At 42.2% G+C, this 25,376-nt stretch carries 17 protein-coding genes; 9 read left to right on the forward strand and 8 right to left on the reverse strand.

Annotated features, from left to right (window positions below):
• Positions 1-112: 112 nt before the first annotated feature.
• Positions 113-1,231 (reverse strand): histidinol-phosphate transaminase, encoded by a 1,119-nt coding sequence (locus R8P61_01530; GenBank protein ID MDW3645728.1) that lies wholly within the window; start codon positions 1,229-1,231, stop codon positions 113-115.
• Positions 1,232-1,436: 205 nt separating this feature from the next.
• Here R8P61_01530 and R8P61_01535 point away from each other — a divergent pair, with 205 nt between their 5' ends.
• The 9 genes from R8P61_01535 to R8P61_01575 all read left to right on the forward strand — a co-directional run bounded on the left by R8P61_01535 (position 1,437) and on the right by R8P61_01575 (position 9,560).
• Complete coding sequence (locus R8P61_01535) at positions 1,437-1,781, forward strand: hypothetical protein (GenBank protein MDW3645729.1); 345 nt, start codon at positions 1,437-1,439, stop codon at positions 1,779-1,781.
• Between the two features lie 30 nt (positions 1,782-1,811).
• Entirely contained in the window at positions 1,812-2,057 is a 246-nt protein-coding gene (locus tag R8P61_01540; GenBank protein MDW3645730.1) for a hypothetical protein, read from the forward strand.
• A gap of 9 nt (positions 2,058-2,066) precedes the next feature.
• Positions 2,067-2,993, forward strand: a complete 927-nt coding sequence (locus R8P61_01545) for a GNAT family N-acetyltransferase (GenBank protein MDW3645731.1) — start codon at positions 2,067-2,069, stop codon at positions 2,991-2,993.
• Positions 2,994-2,995: 2 nt separating this feature from the next.
• Complete coding sequence (locus tag R8P61_01550) at positions 2,996-3,517, forward strand: hypothetical protein (GenBank protein MDW3645732.1); 522 nt, start codon at positions 2,996-2,998, stop codon at positions 3,515-3,517.
• Position 3,518: 1 nt separating this feature from the next.
• Positions 3,519-4,103 (forward strand): hypothetical protein, encoded by a 585-nt coding sequence (locus tag R8P61_01555; GenBank protein MDW3645733.1) that lies wholly within the window; start codon positions 3,519-3,521, stop codon positions 4,101-4,103.
• A gap of 75 nt (positions 4,104-4,178) precedes the next feature.
• Positions 4,179-6,107: a transglutaminase domain-containing protein gene (locus tag R8P61_01560; GenBank protein ID MDW3645734.1), complete on the forward strand. Its 1,929-nt coding sequence runs from the start codon at positions 4,179-4,181 to the stop codon at positions 6,105-6,107.
• Between the two features lie 28 nt (positions 6,108-6,135).
• Positions 6,136-8,325: a hypothetical protein gene (locus tag R8P61_01565; protein ID MDW3645735.1), complete on the forward strand. Its 2,190-nt coding sequence runs from the start codon at positions 6,136-6,138 to the stop codon at positions 8,323-8,325.
• A gap of 1 nt (position 8,326) precedes the next feature.
• Positions 8,327-9,184: an aminoglycoside phosphotransferase family protein gene (locus R8P61_01570; protein ID MDW3645736.1), complete on the forward strand. Its 858-nt coding sequence runs from the start codon at positions 8,327-8,329 to the stop codon at positions 9,182-9,184.
• A gap of 1 nt (position 9,185) precedes the next feature.
• Positions 9,186-9,560 (forward strand): hypothetical protein, encoded by a 375-nt coding sequence (locus tag R8P61_01575; GenBank protein MDW3645737.1) that lies wholly within the window; start codon positions 9,186-9,188, stop codon positions 9,558-9,560.
• A gap of 12 nt (positions 9,561-9,572) precedes the next feature.
• Here R8P61_01575 and R8P61_01580 read toward each other — a convergent pair whose 3' ends face one another.
• The 7 genes from R8P61_01580 to R8P61_01610 form a co-directional block, all read right to left on the reverse strand.
• Positions 9,573-9,935, reverse strand: a complete 363-nt coding sequence (locus R8P61_01580) for a hypothetical protein (GenBank protein MDW3645738.1) — start codon at positions 9,933-9,935, stop codon at positions 9,573-9,575.
• Between the two features lie 513 nt (positions 9,936-10,448).
• Positions 10,449-10,964: a hypothetical protein gene (locus R8P61_01585; protein ID MDW3645739.1), complete on the reverse strand. Its 516-nt coding sequence runs from the start codon at positions 10,962-10,964 to the stop codon at positions 10,449-10,451.
• A 20-nt stretch (positions 10,965-10,984) separates the two neighbouring features.
• Positions 10,985-12,391, reverse strand: a complete 1,407-nt coding sequence (locus R8P61_01590) for a SusD/RagB family nutrient-binding outer membrane lipoprotein (protein MDW3645740.1) — start codon at positions 12,389-12,391, stop codon at positions 10,985-10,987.
• Between the two features lie 26 nt (positions 12,392-12,417).
• Positions 12,418-15,531: a SusC/RagA family TonB-linked outer membrane protein gene (locus R8P61_01595; protein ID MDW3645741.1), complete on the reverse strand. Its 3,114-nt coding sequence runs from the start codon at positions 15,529-15,531 to the stop codon at positions 12,418-12,420.
• Positions 15,532-16,250: 719 nt separating this feature from the next.
• Positions 16,251-19,706 (reverse strand): T9SS type A sorting domain-containing protein, encoded by a 3,456-nt coding sequence (locus tag R8P61_01600; protein MDW3645742.1) that lies wholly within the window; start codon positions 19,704-19,706, stop codon positions 16,251-16,253.
• Positions 19,707-20,336: 630 nt separating this feature from the next.
• A complete protein-coding gene (locus R8P61_01605) occupies positions 20,337-21,968 on the reverse strand; it encodes a hypothetical protein (GenBank protein MDW3645743.1) in 1,632 nt (543 codons plus the stop codon).
• A gap of 186 nt (positions 21,969-22,154) precedes the next feature.
• The gene (locus tag R8P61_01610) at positions 22,155-25,190 is read right to left on the reverse strand and encodes a response regulator (protein MDW3645744.1); all 3,036 of its coding nucleotides are present in this window, start codon (positions 25,188-25,190) and stop codon (positions 22,155-22,157) included.
• Positions 25,191-25,376 lie beyond the last annotated feature (186 nt).

The raw sequence follows: 25,376 nt of genomic DNA on the forward strand, positions 1-25,376 counted from the left end.
AGGATTAATCTATAAAATACGCTGAACAAGGATTGAAGAACAAGGAACAAGGAACAAGGAATTGAGCAGTAAAAACCCTCAAGAACACGAGAACACTCGAACAACTCTCCCTTTACCCCATTACTTCCTTCAAGGCCTTTCCAAATTTCTCGACATCTTCCATTCTACCTGTACTGATTCTACACCAATCGGTAAGAGGCGGGAAAGGCCTACCGATGATGACATCTTTGGCTCTCATTTCCTGCATAAGTCCGCCAATCTCTCTTCCGGTATGGAAGAACACAAAATTGGTGTGTGAGGGTACGTACCTTAGACCCAAATCATCGAGTACGGAATAAATATGCTTTTTCGCCGCTGTATTCTTCTCCAGACTCATCTTGTAAAAGTCTGGATCCTTCAAGGCTGTCATAGCTCCTATATTCGCCATCATATTGCACTTGGCCATGACGTTTACCCGTACCCGCTCGGCGATATCTGGGCGAGCGATCAGGTATCCTACCCGCAGACCGGCAAGTCCATAAACTTTGGAGAAGGTTCGGGATACAATGACATTTTTCCCTTTTTTCACCATCTCGATCATAGAGGGATAATTCGGCTCGGTTATGAAATCGTAATAAGCCTCGTCTGAGAAAAGGGTGGTTCTGTCGGAAACCGTATTGGCAAAGTCCATCAACTGATCTTTCGGGACCAGGGTTCCAGTAGGATTGTTGGGATTGCAGAGAAATACCAAGGAGGTTTGGTTGTTGATCCTACGCTCCATTTCCTCTAAATCATGTCCCATATCTTTGGTAACGGGAACGCGATTGATATAGGCACCGGATTGCTCGGCATAGGTAAGCAGTGATTTGTATACGGGATCTGCTGTAATGATTTCTCCTCCATGCATACCGAAAGTTAATCCGGTAGCTTTCAGCCCTTCTGTGGAACCTGCAGCCATGACTACATGCGCCCTGCTTACCCCTTCTTTTTTGGCTACCATTTCTGCCAATTCATTCATTTTTCCGTAGGGATAGCGGCATCCCAGGTCAAAGTTGTCAATCATAGCCTGGCGAACCTTTGGAGAAGGCCCAAAGGGATTTTCATTGGCATTGAGTTTGGCGATAGGAGAAGTGGAGGGTCCGGGAACAAATAGGTCTGAGTTTCCGGCAAAAACTTCGGCTGGGGTAAGTACTGCAGCCAGTCCGGCCATTCCCCCCATACGGAACCAGTTTCTGCGATTTATTTTTTTCATAGCAATAGTTTTTAATTTTAGGATAGGAGAAATTACGAAGAAAATAGATATGCCTAAAGCGTTTAGATGTGTTAGGGTATTAGTGTATTAGAGATTCCTAATAGGAATATAGCCAAGGGCTCTGCGATTTTTGACTCCATCTTTTTCTAAAAAAAATGGAAAACAACCCTAAAACCACAATACTTAATGCAATAGAAAAGCCCACATGAATATCAATAAAATTGGAATTGCGCTCATAGGAATACTTGCTCTCTGCATCGGTATATACTTCTACCTGGAACGAGACATGTTGGGATTTCCGGATGGGCATATGAGTTCCCGGGAAGAAAATCTGAATGTGATGTATCTGTCCTATATTGGAGTGGCTGCCGTATTATGTGTCAGGGCATCTTTAATTTTCTTTTTGCCGAAAGGACCTATTGGGAAACGAGAAGTCATGGGCTTGTTGATTCCGTTCATGCTGTTTCTGCTATTTATTTTCCTCTATGATCAATTATATTTGACTATGCCTGATCCGGAAATAGGCTTGGTTTTGAACCTTTCTTTTTAATTAGCGTCCTTCAAGCAAAAGATTTTATATATGGCAACCATAGTAGAACACAAAGAAACCCAAATGCGCTTTGTTTTATTGGGAACGGGATTTGGCATGTATAGGGCTAAGGCTCCTAATATGTTTTTTGGAAATTTGCTGCCTGAAACAGAAAAAGGTTTCGAGCAAGTCATCTGTGCCTGTAAGCCCAATGGTGAAATTCTGTGGTTGAGAGCCAAAGATGTTAAAGTGATTAGCATAGATGGAAAATCTCCGGATCAGGTATTTCATTTCTAATCGCGTAAAATGTTTTTAGAAGAAAAACTGGATCGACTCAAGGAAATCCTTTCTCCGGATGATTTGCGGATTCCTTTCAACGAATTTTATCCTATAAAAAGCAGAATTGAAGCTGCTTTCATGAGTTTTGAAAATCCCAATTTTCACCTCAATGGTTGGAAGGAAAGATTGAAGAACTATGAGCTTCACAACTTCAATAAGGAGACTTTCGATTTTCTTGCAGAAAAATTGCCAGCTGCAGAGCGCTATTGGTGGGTGTTTATGGAAGACCCTCAATATGCCATGAGCCGACATATGCTTTTTGATGCCAGCCAAAAAGGAGGAGAACATTTGTCCTATTTATTTCATGACTCTCCCATATTTATTGTTGATAAAAAATACCGATGGCTGTTGATGATCGATAGGCGAGAGAAGTATTATTGGGAGAAAGAAACGAAGGAAAAATTTCCCCAAATATCCTCAAAGGATTTGATCCTGAATGAAATGAACTTCCTTGATGCCCAGGCCTATTCCGATATCCTATCAGAGCCGGAGACCTGGCATTATCTGACAGAATCAGGACCTGTGGATCTGAAAGCGGCTGAAGAAAAAATTGAACGCAATAGCACGTTTGCCAAAGAGGGCAAGGCATTTTATTGGGCGATTCGGGACCACAGGTATCAGTTTTTAGGATACATAGCTGTCTTTCATCTAAATGAGGAAAGAGCTGCAATCAGTTATGGCATACATCCGGATTTTCGTAGAAAAACTTTTGCCTCTAAAGCCCTGAAATTGATATTGAAGTGGGAGGGCTTGGCAGAAAAAGAACTGGAATTGGCTACTCACCTGGATAATGAAGCTTCCTACCAGCTTCTTACAAAAATGGGCCTTAGCTATCAGGGGATTTTAGCAAGACCTCAGGGCAGTCGACACGTTTTTATCAGAAAGAAAGGATAAATATGGCAAGTAGTTGCATAGAATTTGAGCAAAAGGAATATTGGGTGAGGGATGCTGTGCTTGAAAGCTGGCAAATTGCTTTGGTAGATGAAATCAAGGAAAGAGCTTTGGGAGAAAGCTGGATACTCGCTTTTCAAAAAGAACTAGCTGTTCAGGCAATCCCTATCATAATCGGCGGAATGGATATGTGTCTGGACGAATTCTTAATTAGTCCAGATCGAAAGCAGCAATGCAAGGAATGGATACAGGCCATCATTGAAAAGATGAGAAGGGATGCAGACTATGTAAGCGGAACGCATTTTGAAAAACTCCGTAGGCAGGCTCTTCAATTATTGCGAGATCGGGGCGAAATTAAGCCTGCCACGGAAAAGGAGTTTGAAAAAATGGTTCAAGCTTCTCGATGGGCCGAGTCAAATCTTGTGGGCTATCAGGAAAGATACATTCAGTTTTTTCAGGCTTTGATTGGGATCATTGAACAGCAGGACATGGATTTTCCCTATTGTTACACAGCTAGGAATACATAATATGAAGATTACCCAATTAGGCCTTCCTGCATACGATCTGAATAAAGAGCCGGACTTCAATGTTATTGGTTTGCAGATAGAGGCAAAGATTGGGGAAAGCTTTCCGAAGCAATGCTTAGGCATGCGGGGCATAAGTTTGGCAGACCATCCGGGAAAAAGTGCAGAAGATATGCAGCACTTGATTTTGAAACATGGGACGGATCGCTATGACCCCAATCGCAAAGGGGTACATCATGAGATGGATGAAAAGTTCGGGATAGAACTGCATATAGTCCCAATCAAATATGATGGTGAATTTCTCTGTCCTCATTATCAAGGCAAGGCAAGAGAAGGACTTTCTGTTATAGGTAGTTTTCTGGAGGACTTTTATCTGGGAGCAAAAATAGATCGCGGCTATCCCCTTCGAATCGATCTCTTGCTTTTTTATGAACTGGATAAATTGGAGGTGGTACAGATGAAATGGTTAAAGGGAAGAGCTGTCCATACAAAGTTATACCTGGAGCCAAGGGATAGTAGTTGTTTTCGCTTTAAAGAGCCCGAAAAAAAGCAAGAGGCTCTTGTGGGATTGATTCATCTGGGAAAATAGAACTGGAATAGAAAATTGATTTGTTCAGCCTTGATTTTTTGTGTTAAATTGAAATAACAACCATAGCAAATATATATGAGGACGTATCTCGTTCCCTTTCTCTTCTTTTATCTGATTTTCTTGCCTGTTTGTTTTTCCCAGAAAGTTGAAAATGTTTCTGAGGAAGACATTGCCCTGGCCAAACAATTGAAAGAAAGCTATCCGGAAGAAGATCTGGCTTGCCTCTCTTGCAAATTGGATTTTGAGTTTGATTACAATGAAGAGAAAGGACATATAGGGGTAATGGAAAAAGCCCGGAAATCGCTCATTTCAATTTCCCAGAATACCGAATTCTATTCTACTCATTTCTACAATGAACAATCCCGAATCCCCCAGATTTGGGTTAGGAATAAGGGCGGCAAACTTCAGTCCATAGAAAAAAAGGATGAATACTATCAAAGCTCCGAATACTTTTATTCGGATGCCCGACTCATCTACTTTCAAGTGCCTTTTAGTATATCGGGAAGTATCCGGGAAATAAACTATGAGAAAGAATACTATGATGTAAAATACTTCACCTCTGTGTACTTCCATGAACGCTATCCTACTAAGCAAAAGCTTATCAGTTTTTCCATACCGGACTGGATGGAGGTAGAATTGAGGGAAATGAATTTTGACGGCTTCGATATTCAGAAATCCGTTGAAAAAGATGAGAAGAAAGCCTTGCGTATCTATACCTATGAATTGAAGGATTTGGTAGGAATGGATCAGGAAAGCAATAGTCCGGGTCCCAGTTATGATTATCCCCACATCATCATTCAGGCAAAATCCTATGAGCTGAAGGGCGAAAGGATAAGGCTTTTTGAATCAGTGGATGATCTGTATGCCTGGTACCATAGCCTGACTGAGCTAATAGAGGATAATACGGATTCCTATCAGGCATTGGTACAGGAACTCATAGCGGGAAAAACTTCAGATGTAGAGAAAGCGAAAGCGATTTACTATTGGGTGCAGGATAATATCCGGTATGTAGCCTTTGAAGATGGAATTGCTGGCTTCAAGCCGGATGAATCCCAGCAAGTCTATAGCAAAAGATATGGGGATTGTAAGGGCATGGCTAATCTGACCAAACGAATGTTGAAACTGGCTGGATTTGATGCGAGATTGACCTGGTTGGGAACCCGAAGAATTGCATATGACTATAGTTTCCCAAGCCTGGCGGTAGACAATCATATGATCTGTACCCTCATCCTGGATGGGAAGAAGTATTTTCTTGATCCGACTGAGAAATACAATCCTTTTTTCAACTATGCCGAAAGAATACAGGGAAGAGCGGTTATGATTGAAGATGGAGATGAGTATATCCTTGACAAAATTCCTTCTGCAGCTGCTGCCGAAAATGTCCAAAGTTATCAGAGCGAAGTCAAGCTGGAAGGAGAGCAATTGATCTCTCAGGTGAAAAGGACTTATAAAGGCGAAAGTAAAAGCAGTTTATTATACCAAATCCATAATACAGAACAAGATGCCCTTGATAAGAGTCTCTACTATTATTTGACTCGAGGGGAGAAAAATCTGGACGCAAAAAATATTTCAAACTCTTCTTTTGAAGAAATGGATCCTGACCTGAGCATAGAGTATGAATTGGTCCGGGATAATGCGGTTTCTGATTTTGGAGAAGAGATGTATGTAGAATTGGATTACTATAAACCTTTTAGCGATTTTCAACTAAAGGATCGCAAAACGGATTACCTTTTTCCTCACAAGATCAGAATGGAAAGAGAGGTCGTTCTGCAAATCCCCGAGGGCTTTCAATTAGGAGATCTGGCTCAACCTATAGATAGGTCTTTCTCTGATTTTTCTTTTAAGGTGAAATACAAAAAAGAAGGTAATCAACTCATTTACTCAAATATCATAGAGATCGAAAAAGCGGTCCTGAAAACCGAGGAATTTGAGGAGTGGAACAAGTGCATAAAATCTCTGAATGAGTTTTACCAACAGCCCCTTACCCTGATCAAAAAGTCATAATTAACCCCGCACACCAAAGCCAATATATATGATGATCTTTAAAAGATCCCTGATTTTCTTCCTGTTTATTTCCTTGCTAACAGGTCTTTCTGCTCAGAAAAAGCTGACTCCTGAATATGTAGAGAGCTATTTTTGGGGAAGTGAAGATCCCATGCCCAAGGGCTTGACTGTTCCGGAAAAATGGAAAAACGAATCTGCAGTCATTCTTTTTCAAGAGTATAATTTCAAATTTGAAAACTCTGGCAAAAAGGTAAACCAGGTGGAGGCACTTAGGAGGAGAATCAAATTGCAGGACAAGGCTGCAGTTGACCAATATTCAGAATTCTCTTATCAGGAAAAGTTTGATGTGAGTTCGAATTGGAACAAAAGGGTTGAAAAAGTTTTTGCAGGATTCAAGATCATAAAACCCAATGGAGAAGAGCAAATTGTAGATGTAAATACAGCAGTCAGAATTGAGGGGACGGAAGATTATCAACGGAAAATTGCTATACCGGGCCTGGAAGAAGGAGATATGATTGATTATTATTTTTATTCTTTCAATCCCTCGATTTATCAAAGTATGCATGCTTTTGATCCTGTGTATACTCCTTTGAGTGGAGAATATCCGATCAAGGAACAAAGAATCACCTTTGAAGTAGAACGAAAGTTTTTTGTTGCCTTCAATTCTTATCATGATGCTCCCGAACTCAAGCTTGTGAGTGGACCGAAAGATAAACTGGATAGATACAGTCTGGTCGATAAAGATCGGGACAAGATAGAGACAACCCGATGGTTCTATCCCTATCGGGTCTTACCCAGCATCAAGTTTCAGGTGACTTTTGCTCGCAGCAATTTTGAACTCTACCAGCTGAAAGCAAATCTAAAAGCTGGAGAAACGATAAAGAAAGAGATCGATGGAAAGGAAGTTATGGATGCTTATGAGTATAATTTCGTTCCGGGAAAATTTGAGAACAAAAAACTGGCTGCCTATCTCGCAAAGAAAAATCTATCTCTGGAAAAGGATAAGCTAAAAACACTAGAGGCAGTTTTCAATTATCTACGGACTACTCAACAAGTCTATGCTTCTGAATTGAGAGCTGTGAATCAGGCTGGAGGATTAAAGGCTTCGGATAGTTATGCTATGCAGTATGGAAGTAGCTATTTTAAAATATGTAAGGAGTATGCCAGCTATCTTAAAACCAATAAGATTGATTTTCAATTATTGATCGGGGTTCCTCGGCATTATGGGGAAATTCAGGAAGTCCTCTTTTTTCAGGAGCTTTTCATTTTGCTATACATCCCCGAATTTGAAATGTATGTAGCACCCGTAAGTGAACATGCGCCTTTGGCATCCTATCCCGCTTTTATGGAAGGAGTCGAGACCTATACCATTCCCTTTGCCAGGCGAAAAAGTTCCCTCATAAAAAATCATTTTGTCGTTTTGAGTGGCCATGAGGACAATAGTACTTTTCAGAGATCTGTAATAGAGATTGGAGAGGATATGAATAGTTTATCGATAAAAAGGGTAAACACCAGTTGGGGGCATCTAAAGACCGATGAGCAAAATCGTTATCTCGTCCTTTCGGATATTTTAAGCGAGGATTATGCAGAAATAGGGAAGGCTAAATACCTGGACGAAGTCAAACTGAAAAAAGATCTGAGTAGTCAGGCAAAACTCAAATTCAAAGCCAATGCAGAAGAAGAACTGGAAGCTCAAAAAGAACTATTCAAGGCTACTCTGGAGGATGAATTAGATTTGGAAGTGCCGGATTATCTTAGCTATGAGATTACTTCAACCGGAAGGAAAACAGCTAATGAAGCCTTCTCTTATAAGGAGTCTTTTCTGATCAAGGAAGACCTTATCCAAAAAGCAGGACCCAATCTCATTCTGGAAATAGGGAGATTCATTGGAGGACAGGTAGCACTCGAGAAAGAAGAAATTGATCGGACAGAGGATGTGTATCTGGACCATGCACGTAGTTTTGATAATGAGATCGTCCTGAGCATTCCGGAAGGATATAAGGTAGTCGGGCTGGACAAATTGACCTATAATATTGAAAATGAAAGCGGAGGATTTGTGAGTAGTGCCAAAGTAGAAGGCGGAAAATTATTGATCAATACAAAAAAGTTCTATAAGCATACTTTTGAGGAAGCTAAAGATTGGCCTTTGATGGTGGAGTTTTTGGAAGCTGCTTACAAATTTTCGCAAGAAAAGGTCTTGCTGAAGAAAGCATCCTGATATGGATCTGAAAATCCCTTCATTCTTATCTGAACTGGCCCAAAGTCATGTGGAAGTAGCGGATTGGCTGGGAAAACTCCCTCACTATGTTGCTGAATTGAAGCAAGAATGGGAGCTGGAACTCGGTGAGGCATTCTCAACAGACGCGAGCTGCTCTTTTGTCGCTCCTGCAAAAAGAAAAGACGGATCAAGCGCGATTTTTAAACTGGGATTTCCCCATCTAGAGGCCTTACATGAGATTGATGGTTTGAGTTTTTTGCAGGAGAATGTGAGTGTGAAACTCTATGATTTCGATAAAGAGTATAATGCGCTCTTATTGGAGAAATGTGAGCCAGGAATGCATTTGAGGAATGAGCCGGAGGAAAAACAGGATGAAATTCTTGCTGAAATATTCCCACGACTTTGGAATACCGATTTTTCAGCAGCTATCTTTCGGCCCCTCAAAGAAATGGTCGATCAATGGAATCAGGAAACGAAAGAAGCGCTCGCGACTTTCCCCGACAAAGAATTGGCCCTCAAAGGCTGTAGGCTAAAAGATGAGTTGATCGAATCTACAAAGCGGCATCAGTTACTAGCTACCGATCTCCATGCCGGCAATGTGCTATCTGCCCAAAGAAAGCCCTGGTTGGTCATCGATGTCAAACCCTATGTCGGTGATCCACATTATGACCTTACGCAGCACTTACTCAATTGTATGGATAGGGTAGAGCTAAAAGGAAAAGAAGTAATTCAGAAGTTAGCAAAAGCCTGTAAATTGGAAGAAATCCGATTACAAAAGTGGTTCTATGCGAGACTAATTTCTGAGCAGGAAGGAGTGCATCAGAAACTTGCTCAAGAACTTTTCCCTGAATTTCAGTGATATGCAAACGATCAAAACGGAAAAAAGCTATAAAGACATTGGATACTGGCTGCGAAAAAAGAAATTCGCCCATATCGAATTCAATAGTAAAAGTGAATATATCAGCACCTCCTGGCTCAATCAGCCTGTTACCTTTAAGTTGACAGAAAAAGTAGGCTTCGAGACCTGGTATAAGGAAGCATTTGGAGGCTCCTTGATCGTTTTTGAATTGGCTCTGGAAAATGGGAATATGAAAATGATGGGTTACTGTCCCCTCTTACTTTTTGGATTCTGGCCCTTGAAGTTGAGTTTTAAAAAGAAAGCGGGTTTTATATTTAAATACCGCAAGCAGGGCTACAACATCCAAAAAGAATTTCAGGCCTTTCTCTCAAAATAAACTCCTATGCATTTACTTTTCCCGATGCCAGGTATTTACATCCGGGGTAAACTGAGGATGAGATTTTGTTAAAATCTGAATTTGTTCAAAAGCTCCTGAGACCGGTACAGCTTTGGCTTCACCGGGATAGGTGCTCAGGGTATCAGGAGGGAGCTTGGAAAGCTGTTTTTCCATTACCATAGAACTTCTATCCACCATATAAAAGCTGGGCTTGGCATTGATAGCTTCTAATGAGACAGGTTCCGGCAAATTAAAGGCACCGATATTGGCTTGCTTGTAGGCATCTTTCTGGCAATCGCAAGTGGCAACTGCGCTGGCTCTGAAGATGGCGGAGAACACCACCACCGCAACGCAAATCATGATTAATCGGTCCATATGTAAATGTAAGGTGATTTCATAGTAAATAAAAGGTCAACTTCCTTAGTGGTATTGAATATTTCTTTAAACGGGAATTTTATGTTGTTTTCTGTGGGGTAAATAGGTCTTCTTGTTCTTTTTGTCGACAAAAAGAACCAAAAACCGGCAAGATTTTAAAGCCACGCCACTGTCCGCCCCGACCACCATATCTTGCGGGCCATCGCGCCTGGGTAGAGGGGGAGAAGGGAGAGGTGTTAGGGTGTTTGAGTGTTAGGGTGTTAGTGTACGTTGGATAATAATATTAATCCCAAGAAACTACCCACCCACCATCCAAGCGTGGTGGCCCTGTAGAGCCCATCGGGAGCTGGGGCGGCAAGTGGGGCTGGCTTTGGGCTCTGCGCTTTTTTGCCAAACTTTTTTCTAAAAAAAGTTTGAAGATCAACAAGAACTAAATCAACCAAAGGAAGAAGTCTAAAAAACAAGAGGGCCATCTAATAAGACAGCCCTCTTTCCTAGCTTTAATAGATCCGATCAATCAACATCGGCAATAACCACATTGGCAGTTTTGAGCAGGTCTGTACCTCCTCTACCCACTGCAACCGTCCCTTCTGAATTGGACGCATCACTCAAAGTGAGGGTGATTGTTTTTTCGCCATCAGCAACACCATCTGTCAATAGTTCGACAACTATGGTAGTTCTGTTGGTTTCATTTACCGCGCCGGAATTAGGTCTGATTGTCAGGCTACCACCGGAAGCGCTTGCGCCTTCGATATTGTAATCTGTTCCGAAAACTGCTGAGCCACTGAGGGCATAGTTAACGCTGATATCAGACAAAGTTCCTGTTGGGTTTTCTACGATGACTTCTACTGTGCCGTCATCTTCAGCGGCTTCGAAATCATCCAAAATCGCGTTGTTACCATCTGCATCAAATGCCACATATCCGGGCAACTCTTGCAGATCGAAATATTGAGATACTTCGTAATCAGGATCGCAGGCAGTTAGAAAAGCTGCACTTACGAAAAGGATAACTAAATAATATATTTTCATTTCGGTATAAGCTTAAAGGATTAATTCTCAAACCACATAGGCGTATCGGTAGTCGGATTCGCAGGTGTATTTGGGTTAGAAGCAACCTCATCCGGAGGATAGTTGAATCGCTTCAGGATAGTGCTGATATTGGTTCCAGGAACCGGATCCAGCTCAGGTACTCCCGTACGACGTACCGTATTCCAGGCAACAACCGGACGGATGAAAGACTCTAGATACAATTGAATATGAATATCTTCCATAGTAGGTGCATTAAGAGCATCTACGAAGCTCTGAGCATCTACCGGGTTGATGGTCAATTCTGCACCAGGGATATCTCCTCCCCACCAGGCGATGTTGTTTGAAATACCTCTTCTGTACTGCTGGTCTGCAATGTCCAATTGACCATTGGCCATAGCGATCTCCGCACGATAGAAATTGATCTCTGCAGGCATGAACAACATATGAGGCAGGTCATTTCTAATCACATTGTCTCTTACAGAAGGACAAGGACTTGAAAATGCAAAAGTACCAATGTCACAAGGCTCCAGCGCATCAGGATTGCTGATCAAAACATCCGCTCTGGGATCTCCTTGTAGCAATTCATGAACAACAGGTCCGAATGCATATACTCCCTGAGCTTCATTGGAAACCCCAAAGAAAGCTTCCACCAGGTTGTTGTATCCATTCTGTCCACCAGGAGCGTCTGAGTAACGAATCAAGGCAGACTGATTATTGGACTCAATCATGGGCTCATTCAGAACCGCATTGATTTTGTCATCAACGTTGACCTTGTTGCGAAGGATCATGAGAACTCTCAGTTTGAGAGAGTTTGCATATCTTCTCCAAAGATCCATGTCGCCATCATAAATGATGTCTCCTACAGATACATCGAATATTCCTTCATCAGGAATCGCATCGATCAAAGCGATGGATTCATCCAAAATGCCAACTACGCCATTCAATACATCTTCCTGCTTGTCAAAAGCGGGTTCAGGAAAGTCAACAGCATTCAGGGCTTGTGCAAAAGGTACATCTTCCCAGATACTGGTTAACTCAAAGAAGGTATTCGCCTTCAGAATTTTTGCAATGGCAGCTACATTATTGCTCGAAAGACCTGCAGCTTCTGCATCTTGTTCAACCAAAAGCAGGTTGCCCAATACTTGAGAGTACATCATGGCCCAGGTATTTCCGGTTAGGAAGATAGAGGTATTCCCCTGTCTTGGGCTATTGAAACAAGCAGAAAAGTGCTGAGGTACGTCCATGATACGCGTACCGAGCTCTGTTGTATGACGATTTGAATACTGCGCCAATACGAATGGCAACAATACGTTGGGGTCGGCAGTGGTTGCTGCCAGGGGATTTCTGTTGATATCAAGGGCTTCTTGACAAGAAGGACCGATAAGCCCAAAGATCAACAGGATTGCGATTAATCTTATATTTTTCATTTGAAATTTCTTGTTTAAAAGCTTGACTAGAATGCCAGTTTAAGGTTCACACCAAAGCTTCTGGTAGAAGGTACAGAAGAACGTTCTACACCAAATCCATCAGCACCCGCTCCAAAGAGGTTGTTCTCAGGATCTATATGAGGAACTTTGCTATAAAGCAAGGCCAGGTTTCTTCCTTCTACTCCAAGGCTGATTCCTTTGATAAAAGTATTTTGAAGTACGCCTGCAGGAAGGGTGTAATTAACGGCGATTTCCCTCAACTTCACGAAAGAAGCGTCAAAGATGAATGGCTCAGCGATGCTGTTGTCATCCAATGCCTGCCAGAAGTCAGCGGCACTTGCTAGAGGAATATCATTGTCTCTTACAGTTCCATCTGGATTCTGAACTACTCCTTCGAGGTCGATGAAGGTACCTCCTCTGTTGAGCAAAGTTTCTTCAGTCAAGCCACCTGTTTGAAGGTTTTCTACCGTAGAGGATTTCATTACTCCACCAGATCTCCAGTCAACAGTAGCGGAAATATTGAAGTCTCCCAATCTAAAGTTGTTTACAAATCCCATGGTGAAATCTGGCAATACAGATCCCATAGCTTTTGCTTCTCCAGCAAGACGAGTTCCGTCATTTGGGTTGATCAAAGGTCTTCCAGAAGCGCTATCTCTTCTCCAAGGAATTGCAAAAAGCTCAAATCCGGTACCTACTTCAGCTACAACCTGTACACTACTAAATGCACTAGCTTGCAATACGCGGTCTACATTAGCCGAAAGCTCAACAACTTCTACTTGTGCTCTGGAGAAGTTGACAGTAGTATTCCACTCAAAGTTCTTCGTTTTGATAGGAGTCGCATCGATAGAGAATTCAAATCCGCGAGTATTAACCTGTCCTACATTGGTTCTGAGGAATCCAAATCCAGTAGATTCTGGAATAGGCAATGGAAGGATCTGATCTCTGTTCTCTGTGCGGAAAAACGCCACATCAACTCTTACACGGTAGTTGAAAAGATCCAACTGACCCCCAACTTCATAACTGGTTTGTTGTTCTGGTCTCAAATCTGCAGGAGGAATGGTATTCACTTTCGAGAATGCCAGACGATCGTTGAATGGGAAGTTTACATTTAAGCTATACTGTCCCGTTGCAACTGTTATAGGGTTGAATAGGAAGTCCAATTGGTAAGGACCCGTATCATTACCTACCTGGGCATAACTGGCTCTAACCTTCAGGTAGCTGATGATGTCAGATTTGATATCAAGAGCGTCCGAAAGTACCAAAGCAGTACTTACAGAAGGATAAAAATAAGAGTTGTTCTCGATAGGAAGGGTTGAAGACCAGTCATTTCTACCGGTAACTGTTAAAGTTGCCCATCCATCATAGGTCAAGTCAGCAGAACCATAAGCACCAAAGAGTCTTCTTTCGCTGAAGAATCTGGCAGGAACGGTTTGCTCAGTATTACCAGGAGCGAAGAGCTCTGGAACAAGGAGATTGGAACCGAAGAAACCTTCATCTTCTCTTTTTCTGGAGTTGTAGTTGAATCCACCTACGATATTCAAGTCAAACTTATCTCCGAGGCGACCATTGTAATTGGCCAACACATCAATGTTTTGCTGAATATTGTTGATGTTATCAATACGGTAATCTCCTTGTAGTCTTTGGATGGTTCCTTTTCTATTGGAGAAAAAGCGATTGTCCTGGTCAAAGTCATATCCATAACGAGCAGTTACGGCAAGATTGTCCAGGATATCGAAAGTAGTGGCAATGTTACCAATGATACGCGTGTCTTCGCGATCATTTCTGTTCTCATTTCTGATCCACAGATAGTTGTTTGCCGTAGGGCCTGCAAAATTGACCTGGTTGCCTGCATCATCAATCCATGGATTGAAGTCATCAGGATTCAGGGTGCTACTGAAAGAGCTAAGTCCCACAATGTTGGGGTCGTTTGCTCCGGTTGCGCCTGTACCTTCAGAGCTAGTTCTGGCGAATTGAATACCAAAGCTGGTTTTTAGTCTTTTGTTATGCTGAATACCAGCATTCAAACCGGCATTGAAGCGATCCAGAGAAGCTCCAGGTAGAATACCTGTTTGATTCAATGAACCCAGACTCAAACGATAGTTGAACTTTTCGTCGGCATCTGAAATGGCGATGTTATTGATGAAAGTATTTCCTGTGCGGAAAAATCTGTCAATACCATTGTTTTCATATCCCTGCAAAACACCACTCTCCCCTGAAACAGGTAGATAGTTTACCGTTTGTCCGACCAATTGTGGTCCCCAGTCAAAACCAACGGAAGAAGAATCGTATTTAGCGAAATCTCCCATTCCGTAATCTTGCTGAAATTTTGGTGTGATAAACAGATCATCAACACGGTATGAAGAGCTAACTTCTACACGGGTAGATCCGTCTATATTCGATTTGCCTGATTTGGTGGTTACGATTACAGCACCTGCTGCTGCACGAGAACCATAAAGAGCAGTTGCTGCAGCTCCTTTCAAAATACTGATACTTTCAATGTCGTCAGGATTCAGTACAGATGCACCATTACCGAAGTCTCTGTTTCCGGTAATACGGCTTCCATTAGAAACAAACTGATCATTGTTGATCGGAATACCATCTACAACCCATAGGGGGTTGTTATTGCCACTCAAAGAAGTAGCACCACGAATGATGATTTTGGAAGATCCACCCAGGTTTCCATCGGTATTTCCGATGTTTACCCCGGTAACTTTTCCTTGCAATGAGTTTACAACATTGGTAGATCGGGCTCTTGTTAATTCTTCGGATTCGATTTTATCGACTCCATAGCCCAGCGTTTTGGCTTCTTTTTCAATACCCAGGGCCGTAATAACAACTTCTTCAACGACCAGGTATTCTTCCAGGCTCGCATTGACGGTAGATCTGCCGTTGATAGCTACTTCTTGTGTACCATATCCGGTATAGCGAAAGATCAAGGTATCTGCACCTTGGGGGACATTCAAGGAATAGTATCCTTGTCCATCGGTGAGTGTACCCAGAGTTGTACCCTTTACTATAACACTTCCACCTACAAGTGGTGTCCCATCAGTAGTGGTCATGTTACCCGAGACCTTCTGCTGGGCTAATACTGAAAATCCGGAGAAAATCAGTATCGAAATTAATAGAAAGATGTTCTTCATGTCTCTTAATTTCTAGGTTAGTTACTTTAATGATTAAAAATTACTACAGTGAAAAGAACGTTAGACAGACTTATGCCTTTAGGGGGCACAAATCTCCTCCTTTAGCCTCTTTAGGCTTGCGTAAATTTTTAAGTGCACGAGTGCACCTATCGACTAAAAAGCCGATTCACATTATATAAAAGGGTATATAGATTAGACACTGCTGAAATAGCAGAAGGATAGTTGCCGTAATGACGAGTGTAAGCGACTAAATGCTTATAACATATTGAATAGGAAACTGATAGATGTTAGTCGCCAGTGTGGTTTTTCAACTGTTTGGGGATAGCTTGGCTTTCGAGTTTAACTGATCTAATAACGCGGACTTTTGTCCTTTAGTTGTTTCCGTTGGTGTGTACACCTTATTATTTCCTGCTCTGCGGTGATCCTAAACTAGCGTGCTTTCGGTGCGTCAGATTTTTAATTCTATCAGTTGCGAGTGTATTTTTTCTGAAACGGTTTCGAAATTATAGGTTTTTTACTTCTCCCCAAAATTTCTATGCAATATTTCTGAAAAAATATTTAATCAAAAAATATTATTCTCCTGACACTAAGGCTTTTGGAAAATTATTCTCTATCTAAATAATTTTTATACATAGGATCTTTTATATGTAAAAAGCTAAAAAACAAAAGGCCCACCTTTTTCAAGGGGACCTTGTGAAAAACACCTAAGGAAATTAGGATTATCGTTTTAGGACGATTCTTCCAGCTTTGTGGAATCCATCACCACTTATTTTATACAGATACATGCCTTCTGGCCATCCGGCAGTAGATATATCCATGCGGGATTTTCCCGGTATCATGTTTGGCTTTTCTTTTTGATAGAGTAAACGACCCTGAAGGTCAAATAGCTCGATGGTCAAATCCTGCGGACTTTCCAGTTCAATGTCCAGATTCAATATATCCTGGAATGGATTGGGGAAAGCATTGATCTGGAGTTGTGCAAGTAGTTCTTCTTCCGTTGAAGTAACTCCTCCCGGATAGAATATGGCTTCATCTTCTGAGAGTGTGCAATTGGGGTTGAAGAGGCAGGTCCAACCAATATTATTTGAAACTCCATTCCCATTTGGATAATCATGAATTTCATTGGGAAGATTATCAGAAGGATCCAAAATGGCTACAACTTTGGTGTTGGGGCCGAGGTTGGCAGGAATGTTCCAGGGGATACTGATGATGGACCTGTCAAAACCATTGTCTCTTCCCTGTATCCCTTCCCCCAAAATAACCAGACCTATGCTTTCGAGTGTATCTGTACCATCCGGATCGACATAATAGAAGGCAACATCCAAAGAAGTCGTAGGTATATCTGCGAAACCGTAATTGTGGATACGAGCACTGATGGTGATAGCCTCACCCGGAGTTGGACGTTTGTCAAATATGATGTCTCTGGTTCGGTAGCGATCTGTATTATTGTAGGTTTCCTTTGCTTCAATGTCCTTTTGGGTCTTGTGAGGATCGAGTAATAGGAAAGCAGGGTCATAGGAGTTGTAAAAGTTCTGCCAGAATCCGGTTTTGGTGATATCAACGAGATAATCCAACACCAGGGTTCCATCTTCATTCCAATACACAAGAGGTGTTATGGCATAGGGATAATCTCCCGGTATGCTGCTCCCTTCTCCTGCCCCTAAAAATCCACGCATACTTACTGAGTCCTGGTATTTGGCCGAACGGTTTTGAATGTCTGAGGTGCTATAGGAACCCTCAACTGATACATTTATGCCAAATCCTTTAAATGCTCCACCTACATTGGCTCCTACTGTGGTATTAGTCGAAATTTCGGATTGTACGCCTTCTGCTCTGGCTTCCGTTTGAGATACTGAAAAACTGGCTCCAAAACCCGATCCTTTTTTGATCTCCTGAGATTTGAGCCCTTCATAAACATTGGTGATGGAACCCGGAGGTAAATCTAGTTCATTCAAATTTGTTGGGTAAGAAAATAGATTCCCGAACTGGTGCGTATTTTTATATGTATGTCTGGGGCTTCTGGCACCTGTGAAAGTAGGCCTTACATTTTTAGGCTGAACAACGATCACATGGGTAATAGGAGTTATTTCCCCAAGGCGATAAACCGGGTATTCGAAAATGGAATAATCAACCAGATATGCCAAAAGTTCATCGTCCTGAGTCGCCTTACGCACCTGAGTGATGGTTTTGGAAATAGAACTTGCATTGATCTTGGAAAATCGCTCTCCATAACTGGCGGACATTTTTGCACCTAAATCGAATCCCGCAGCAGAAAATCCCGCTTCAACGCTGGTAGATACGGCCCAGTCTGTGGTAAAATTGCTGGAGAAAGAAAAGCTCTCGTTTACAACCTCTTCATATTCTGAAAAGAAATGATTTACACTAGAGGAGGGAACGGCTTCTCCTGCGGCATAGAGATTACATACATCATAGCTTGTCTGATCAAAAACATCGAAATGAGTAGGAGGTGCATTCAGGATAATACTGGGATTCAGGATTTCTGAAATATTGCTTCTGTTGGGAGTTCCTAAAATTACGCTACCTCCGTCTACATCACCGAAACTGACAGAAAAATTCCTGACTTTCAAACCACTAGTACTTTGGGCTATCATATCTTTCTCAGCTTTTATAACCGGAGTCCAATTGATGGCTCCCTGACTTCCTGATTCATTAAAGCCATATACCGTTAGCTTGAAATGTTGAGAAATGTCATTGTTGATAGGATCTGATATGAGGGGAAAGTTTTTGCCTACCAAAATCTCAGCTCGGAATTCTGAACCGAAATTACCGACAAGGGGATCGATATTTCCAACGGCAATAAAGTTGTCTGCAAATTTGGCCTCACTTCCTATCTGCTGATTTGTATAGGAGCTGGGTATATTAAAAGTAGTCAGTTGATTGAATTCCAGATGTTTATTTCCACTGGGATAGGTTCCGGTAGCTCCATTCAAAACAAAAACCCTGCTGTTTGTTCCTAAAACCACCTCATCATCCAAATCCCCGTCAAGATCTCCGGTAGCCACACTTACAGCTATTTGTTCATCTGAAAAGAGAAAATCTGAATTGGTAAAGTAAAAAGGAGTTCCATCGCACCAGTTTAATTCAATAACTTGTGCTCCCGAATTTGTATAAAAACTACCGATAGGAAATACATATAGTCCCTGATTCAAACCGGCTGATCCCACACCGTTTGTCAAATCAAAATGAGCAGCTAATACCAACTCTTCTCCCGGCAACTCTGGACTCAAATCTCCGGAAGCCAAATCCAGACTTAAACTGGTAAAATTAAAGGAACCCGAACCCGCACATGGCACTAAAGAAGGGTTGAACAGAATACTATTTTGCTTGATAGTAAGGTTTCCTTGCTGATTTAATTCATATACTCTCAGTACAATATTGGACCCTTCCCTATATGCAATGGCCAATTCATCCAGCCCGTCAGTATTCATATCAAACTCTGCAATGCTGAAGTTTTTGAGTAATCTTACATCATTATTTACAGGCGCAAATATGAAGTCTTCCTTAACATTAAGTTGAAAAGTAACATTATTGCCGGATCTGGTAAGGCTGAGATCATATACCTGTAGTCGAAGTTGATCCCCCGGAGCGTTGTATACAATCACCAATTCGTCTTCAAGATCATCATCATAGTTTCCGCTTGTCATCTCCACTCGGGGTATCTGGGAATTGTTGTTGAAGACAGCTGGATTACCTGCCCAAAATATCCCATTAGTAGGAGTCAGACTGGCATGAGTGCCGACCAATCCCTTAAGCAAATCGACCCGAAAATATACACCAGGTAAAGCTCCGTCTTTTCCTATATATGCATGTACAATTCCATCCCCATAATCTTCTCCAAAGAAATTTCCACTTGTGGTCGCTACGATAGCTGGGTTAAGCGTATTACTTCCAGTAGTTTGGCTACTTTGATTTCTGATTTCAGTCAGGCTTGTGCCAGAACCCTTTTTATAAACCAGTCCCTTTAATCTTGTGTCTGCAGGACTGTTGACAGAAATCTCAGAATAGGTTAAGATAACTTCCTGTTCTTTTATCAGATTTCTACTGTTGCGTAAGGGGTCATCTTCATTTATTTGAGCCGAAAGCGGCAGAGAAATAAGTATCATCTGGATTACAAACCAGATAAACATGCTTTTGGAAAATAAGGTGTCTTTCATAACTAAGTAATTAGAGATTAAGTATTGATTGTCGATCTCAAATAGCTCAATGATGAGGGGAAAGGCTGTAAAGGAAGTCGCAATGATTTGTGCTCTGGTTTCATGGACTGCAGAAGGTTTTGCCAGGGACTCAAATCCTGTGACTCAGGTCGCATAGGATGCAAGAGAGGTCGCAAAATGTCTTTTTTGAGCATTTTAGGGCTATTGTGAGGAGGAAATGATAAATCCTTTCATAAGTATTTTTTGCGTGTAGGAGGGGAGAGGAAATTCCTGTCTCATAGCAGCTGTCAACCCTGTTTCCATCCTTCGACTTGATCTTCCTGCTGCTGATCTATGCCTTTGAGAAGGTGCAAGATGAAGCTTGTGCCTTTACCCAACATACGCTCGGTCTTTCCTCTATGAAATGTCAAAATAGAAGAGACCCGACTTCCCAGTCGGGCCTGTGAAAAACACCTAAGGAAATTAGGATTATCGTGTTTAGACGATTCTCTAGCTACATCTAACGCATCCCTATTTTCTAGTAGGTATGCCTTATGGTTTTTGCTGTAGAGAAATTAACTGGGGCTTTTCCTTAGGTTGAATTTCCATGTAGGAAGCTTTGGAGACTTTTCTCCAAAGCTTCTATGCATATTAGTTGCAAGGATCGCCGTCTTCGAGGTTACGTTTTACAACTCCCCAGGAATTGAACTTTGCTTTTCCTTTGATGGTGATTTCCACAAAATCCAATCCTACTTCAGTGATGATACCTCCAAAGAAAGGTGCGGAAAGCTGATCTTTGATTGCCTCTCCTGCTATGGACGCATCGTTCATATTGTTTTTCGCTTTCAAACGGAGACGCTGAACGAAAGGAACGCTGATTTCATCGTAATACTGGATCACATCATAGGCCTTGACACTGGTTCTGGGAGGTACTTCGATGCTTCTTACCGTAGAAATCTTGATGGTCTCAGAACTGGTTTGCGATTGACCCTGAGTAGAGGTCGAAGTAATGTTTTGATTAAGGGTATGGGAAATATTGGCGGTGGCAGTAACTGAACCTCCTACGCCGTAGAACTGACCCGAAGCTGTAACTTCCGCTCCATAGGATTGGGTAAAGCTTTGGCCGGTGAACAACTGAAGGCTTTCTTCCTGAGAAACAGTCATGCTGAAGGTTTGCGAGCGTTCCTGTCCGATTTGAGCGGTAGCTGTTGCATCGCTACAGTTGCGGATCTCTTCAGTGAAGGCAAATTGCATCTTGGCCTTAGGCAATACCGGTGCATTGAATTTAGAACCTAAATCTTCAATTGTCCATTCGATACTGGCTGCAATAGGTTTCCAATGTGCCCGACGATCTTCAGAATTGGTTCCTATGGGATATGCTTTATTGTCTCGTGTTCCTGCGACAACGTATCTGTTATGTCCGGACTTTATATGGATAAAACCATCTGCTCGCTTAACAATAGAGAATCTGTTTTGTGTAGTTGCAGAGGCGGCTCCATCCGGATAGACCGTGAAATCCTGGTAGGCTCCACTTATCGTATGAGCCATGGTTTGCATATCAGGTACATCCTGAAATATCTGGTGATATATTTTGAATGAACTTCCATTTCCGGTATCCCCAAATACAAACTCCTGGACTTCATTATTGGCAAGCACCTCATTGGGATCAAAATCGACCAGATGGTAGGATTCATATATGCCAGGCTCCAGGATAAATCTCAGCACCTGACCCGTTTCTCTATTGACGAGTATGTATCGTACATCAGGGGCAAAATCGAAAGTCTCTCCACTGACAGGTGGTGCTAAATCCTGGTCATTTCCTAACTCTAGTACACGATTGCTGCCGTCAAATATGGCGGTAGATTCTGAACGATCCACGACGATCTGATCATTTTGATCCATTACCAAAATCTGAACGGCAGTTCCATCATTCAACTCTTCTATTTGAGCCGGAGTAAGGCTATCTGCCGGCCAGCTGAAAAGGGTCAAATGCGTCAAAGGATCTATGCTCTGACTTGTCCATAAGTTGTTGAGTAAACCGTCCTGAAATTGGAGTTCAATTCTGCTGGCAGATTGTTGCTTTCGAACGATCTCGCGGGTGTCTATGGTCAGACCTACTTTACCTGAATCCAGGGGAAGATCGATGTCAATATTTCCTATGCGTGTGAGTTCTGTTTCGGTCGGAGCGGGGGGCTCTTCTTCACATGAAGTGGTGATAGCAAGGATGAATATTGGGATCAATATCCAGAATAAGTAGCTCTTGGGAAAAAAGGTGTTTTTCATCACTAAGTAATTTGAGATTAACAATTGATTGTCGATCACAAATAGCTCAATGATGAAAGAAAGAGCTGTAAGGGAGGTCGCAATGATTTGTACTCAAGTTTCAGGATTTATGGAAAGTATTTTTACTCCCAAAATTCCTATAATTCATGTCGCAGATGATGCAACAGAGGTCGCAAAATAGGTTTTTTATGCCTTTTCTGGCCATTGAGAGGGGGAAACACCAAATGCCTCCATAAATATTTTTGAAAAATAAGAAGGGGATGAAATTCCTACTGCATAGCAGACATCCGACATATTTCCATAGCCTTGTTCGAGCAATTGTTTGGCTCTTTGCAAGCGAAATTGTTTGATGAACTCCGTAGGGGATTGCCCCGTCAAGGCTTTGAGTTTTCGATGCAATTGAGAGCGGCTTAGGGCCATTTCATTTGCCACAATTTCCACCGATAATTCTGAATCATCCAGCCTTGCTTCGAGTAGTTCTGTAAGGTCGTTGAGGAACTTGGCTTCCTGCGAACTTACGGCAACTTCTGAAGGCTTGAGAATGACCTCTCCCTGGAAGCGGACCTGCATTTTTTGCTGGCTTCTGACAACGCTGTTTACGACCAGCAAAAGTTCATTGGCATTGAAGGGTTTTGTGAGGAAGGCATGGGCCTCATGTTTCCATCCTTCAAGTCGATCTTCAGCGCTGGCTTTGGCGGTCAGAAAGATCACCGGAATATGGTCAGTACGGCTATCGGCTTTGAGTTCCTGGATGAACGCAAGTCCGTCCATCTTGGGCATCATAATATCCGAAATCACCAGATCTGGGGTCTCCTTTTGGGCCAGCTCAAGGGCCTCCTTTCCATTCGAAGCTATCATCAAACGGAAATGCTGAAAGAGGATATTGTGCAAGTACTCCTGCATGTCTTTTACATCCTCCGCGATCAAGATAAGGGGAAGTGTATTATCCTCGGAGGGAGCTGGGACCGTTCCCAGGCTGGCAAGACTGGCAGCTTTCTCCAGAAAAATCTGATTTTCGTCCAATTCCTTCCTCGAACGTACATAATTGATCTGATCTTCCTGCAGATGTTCTTTGCCTTTGAGAAAATGCAGACTAAAGGCCGTACCTTCTCCGACTTTGCTCTCGATTTCAATCTTTCCTCCATGAAGCTCTACCAACTCTTTACACAAAGCCAAGCCTATTCCTGATCCGGCATCCTCAACCTGACTTGCCGTATCGGCCTGAAAATAGGGATCGAAAATATGCGTCTGCTGTAATGGAGAGATTCCCGGACCATTGTCTTCTACCCGGATGAGAACTTTATCCTGTCGATCCTCAACTTTTACATGGAGTTTGCCCTTTTCCGGAACGAATTTGCATCCATTGGAAAGCAGATTGCCCAGGATCTGCTGGAATTTATCAGCATCCAGGTAGAGTTCTACCTCATCTTCGGGGAGGATAAGTTGGTAGTCGAGCTCTTTTACTTCTGCCTTGGAGGAAAAAGAGGTGAAGATGTATTTGATTAAAGGATTGACTTGCAAGGGAGCGGCCTGTAATTCCAGTTTGCCGGCTTGTATTTTTGAAAGATCCATCACCTGATTGACCAATTGGAGCAGGCGATTGGCATTTCGTTTCATCAGGCTGAGCTTGGAGACATCTTCCGGACCCTTGATGCTTTCCAGGAGTTGGTTAAGGGGGCCTAAAATGAGGGTAAGAGGCGTTCGAAGCTCATGGGACAATTGGGTGAAGAAGCGGGATTTCATGCGATCCAATTCACGTCCTTGCTCCAGCAATTCTTTGCTTTGCTTCGCCCGTATCCTGAAAAAGAAAAATACGCCTAAAGCAAGCAAGGCAAGAAATATCACTCCTCCAATTAGAAAATTTCTTCTCAATTCGTCCTGAAGGGATTCATTTCTCAGTTCCGCAATTTCCCTTTCCTTATTCTCGGTTTCGTATTCCAGTAAGAGTGCCTTATAGGCTTTCTTATTTTCTGCTTCATCCAGGGAATCTTTCATTTGGATGTAGCTATTTTGTATTTCAAAGGCTTCGGTATATTTCTGTTGGGCGAAAGCAATTTCTGACAATAGCTGCTTCATTTCCAGGGTGCTTTCTGTGCTTCCCCTCGATTGGGAAATTTCCATTGCTTTTTCTCCAAATTCTCGAGCCTTATCAAAATTCTTCAATCCTATGTATGCACGCGTCTGAATTATGTGTATGTTTCCCCGTCTCCCTTGATCTATGCGATCTTTATGCAGCACAAAAATTTGCTCGCAATCCTTCAGAGCTTGCTGGTAATTGCCCTGAAAAACCTGCACATTGGCCTGGTTGACGTCTATGGTGAGTTTGTACAATTCATATAAATATTTATCTACTTTCCCTTTAAAATCATTTTCAGCAATGATTCTTTCCCCCTCAGATAGATAAAAACTGGCCGAATCCAACTGATTTTCTTTACGAAAGAGGATGGAGCAATTGATGAGAGAAGGGATTTGGGTAAAAGGATTACTGCTAAGCTTGCCTATAGATATCGCCTTGCGAAAATAAATCAATGCATCTTCTCTTTCTCCCTTTTTCGAAAGCATCAAGGCAATATCTCCAAACGACCTAACTACTTCGGCTGTATCCCGAAGTCCTTCTGAAAGCCTGCTGCTTTTCATATAGGCTTTGAGAGAAAGATCGATTAAGGAGAGTTTGCTAAAATAATCCCCGTCTTTGGCATGAGCTACCGCAACCAGCACGCTATCATTCATTTTCTGGGCCTGCTGACGATAAAGCTCATTATAGAACAAAGAGCTATCGATTTGATTGAGGTAGTAAAAGGTATTGGGGATATAATCATAGCCTCTAAGGATGTGGTCGTCCCAGCCTTCTTCGAGGGCTGAAGCAAGGCCTCTTTTATAGAATGCAACAGCTTGCTCATATTCTCGGTAATAATGATAGAGAGATCCCAGGAGGTAACTGCATTTCATTTTCCCGTATGAGAAATTGAGGGAATCCGCAATCGCATAGCCTTTTGTTACGTATTCTTCGGCCTCTTTTTCCGGAACGTGAAGAGAAGTTCCCAGGTAGATGTAACTATGGACCAATTGAGTATCCCGAACATTGGGGAGTTGTGCCCGAATGCTGTCGATTTGAGCTTCGGTCCAAATTTGAGCCTGGAGGGGCGCAAAGGAAAAGCAGAGGAAAGTACAGAGTAGAGCAAGGGGGAATCTTCTGGTAGACGCAGGTTTTAGGAAATCCATGGTGAAAGATCGAATCGCTGAATTCGGCAATCAGAAAACAGAACCCCAAAAATTTCTGTTCAATGGCTGAATCCTTTAATCAAGCTAGCCCTATGAGAATGATTCGATAGAGCGTTAAAATACTTATCCTGAGGTGAATATACTTTATTATTCTCAGCAGGGAAAATTCTTCACAGCTTGTTCCGA

It is taken from the genome of Bacteroidia bacterium, from assembly GCA_033391075.1.
GTDB lineage: Bacteria > Bacteroidota > Bacteroidia > J057 > J057 > JAWPMV01.

Bases quoted from the DNA above. Each gene is read 5' to 3' on its own strand.
- R8P61_01530 (MDW3645728.1), bottom strand. From the start codon at position 1,231: ATGAAAAAAATAAATCGCAGAAACTGGTTCCGTATGGGGGGAATGGCC.
- R8P61_01535 (MDW3645729.1), top strand. From the start codon at position 1,437: ATGAATATCAATAAAATTGGAATTGCGCTCATAGGAATACTTGCTCTC.
- R8P61_01540 (MDW3645730.1), top strand. From the start codon at position 1,812: ATGGCAACCATAGTAGAACACAAAGAAACCCAAATGCGCTTTGTTTTA.
- R8P61_01545 (MDW3645731.1), top strand. From the start codon at position 2,067: ATGTTTTTAGAAGAAAAACTGGATCGACTCAAGGAAATCCTTTCTCCG.
- R8P61_01550 (MDW3645732.1), top strand. From the start codon at position 2,996: ATGGCAAGTAGTTGCATAGAATTTGAGCAAAAGGAATATTGGGTGAGG.
- R8P61_01555 (MDW3645733.1), top strand. From the start codon at position 3,519: ATGAAGATTACCCAATTAGGCCTTCCTGCATACGATCTGAATAAAGAG.
- R8P61_01560 (MDW3645734.1), top strand. From the start codon at position 4,179: ATGAGGACGTATCTCGTTCCCTTTCTCTTCTTTTATCTGATTTTCTTG.
- R8P61_01565 (MDW3645735.1), top strand. From the start codon at position 6,136: ATGATGATCTTTAAAAGATCCCTGATTTTCTTCCTGTTTATTTCCTTG.
- R8P61_01570 (MDW3645736.1), top strand. From the start codon at position 8,327: ATGGATCTGAAAATCCCTTCATTCTTATCTGAACTGGCCCAAAGTCAT.
- R8P61_01575 (MDW3645737.1), top strand. From the start codon at position 9,186: ATGCAAACGATCAAAACGGAAAAAAGCTATAAAGACATTGGATACTGG.
- R8P61_01580 (MDW3645738.1), bottom strand. From the start codon at position 9,935: ATGGACCGATTAATCATGATTTGCGTTGCGGTGGTGGTGTTCTCCGCC.
- R8P61_01585 (MDW3645739.1), bottom strand. From the start codon at position 10,964: ATGAAAATATATTATTTAGTTATCCTTTTCGTAAGTGCAGCTTTTCTA.
- R8P61_01590 (MDW3645740.1), bottom strand. From the start codon at position 12,391: ATGAAAAATATAAGATTAATCGCAATCCTGTTGATCTTTGGGCTTATC.
- R8P61_01595 (MDW3645741.1), bottom strand. From the start codon at position 15,531: ATGAAGAACATCTTTCTATTAATTTCGATACTGATTTTCTCCGGATTT.
- R8P61_01600 (MDW3645742.1), bottom strand. From the start codon at position 19,706: ATGAAAGACACCTTATTTTCCAAAAGCATGTTTATCTGGTTTGTAATC.
- R8P61_01605 (MDW3645743.1), bottom strand. From the start codon at position 21,968: ATGAAAAACACCTTTTTTCCCAAGAGCTACTTATTCTGGATATTGATC.
- R8P61_01610 (MDW3645744.1), bottom strand. From the start codon at position 25,190: ATGGATTTCCTAAAACCTGCGTCTACCAGAAGATTCCCCCTTGCTCTA.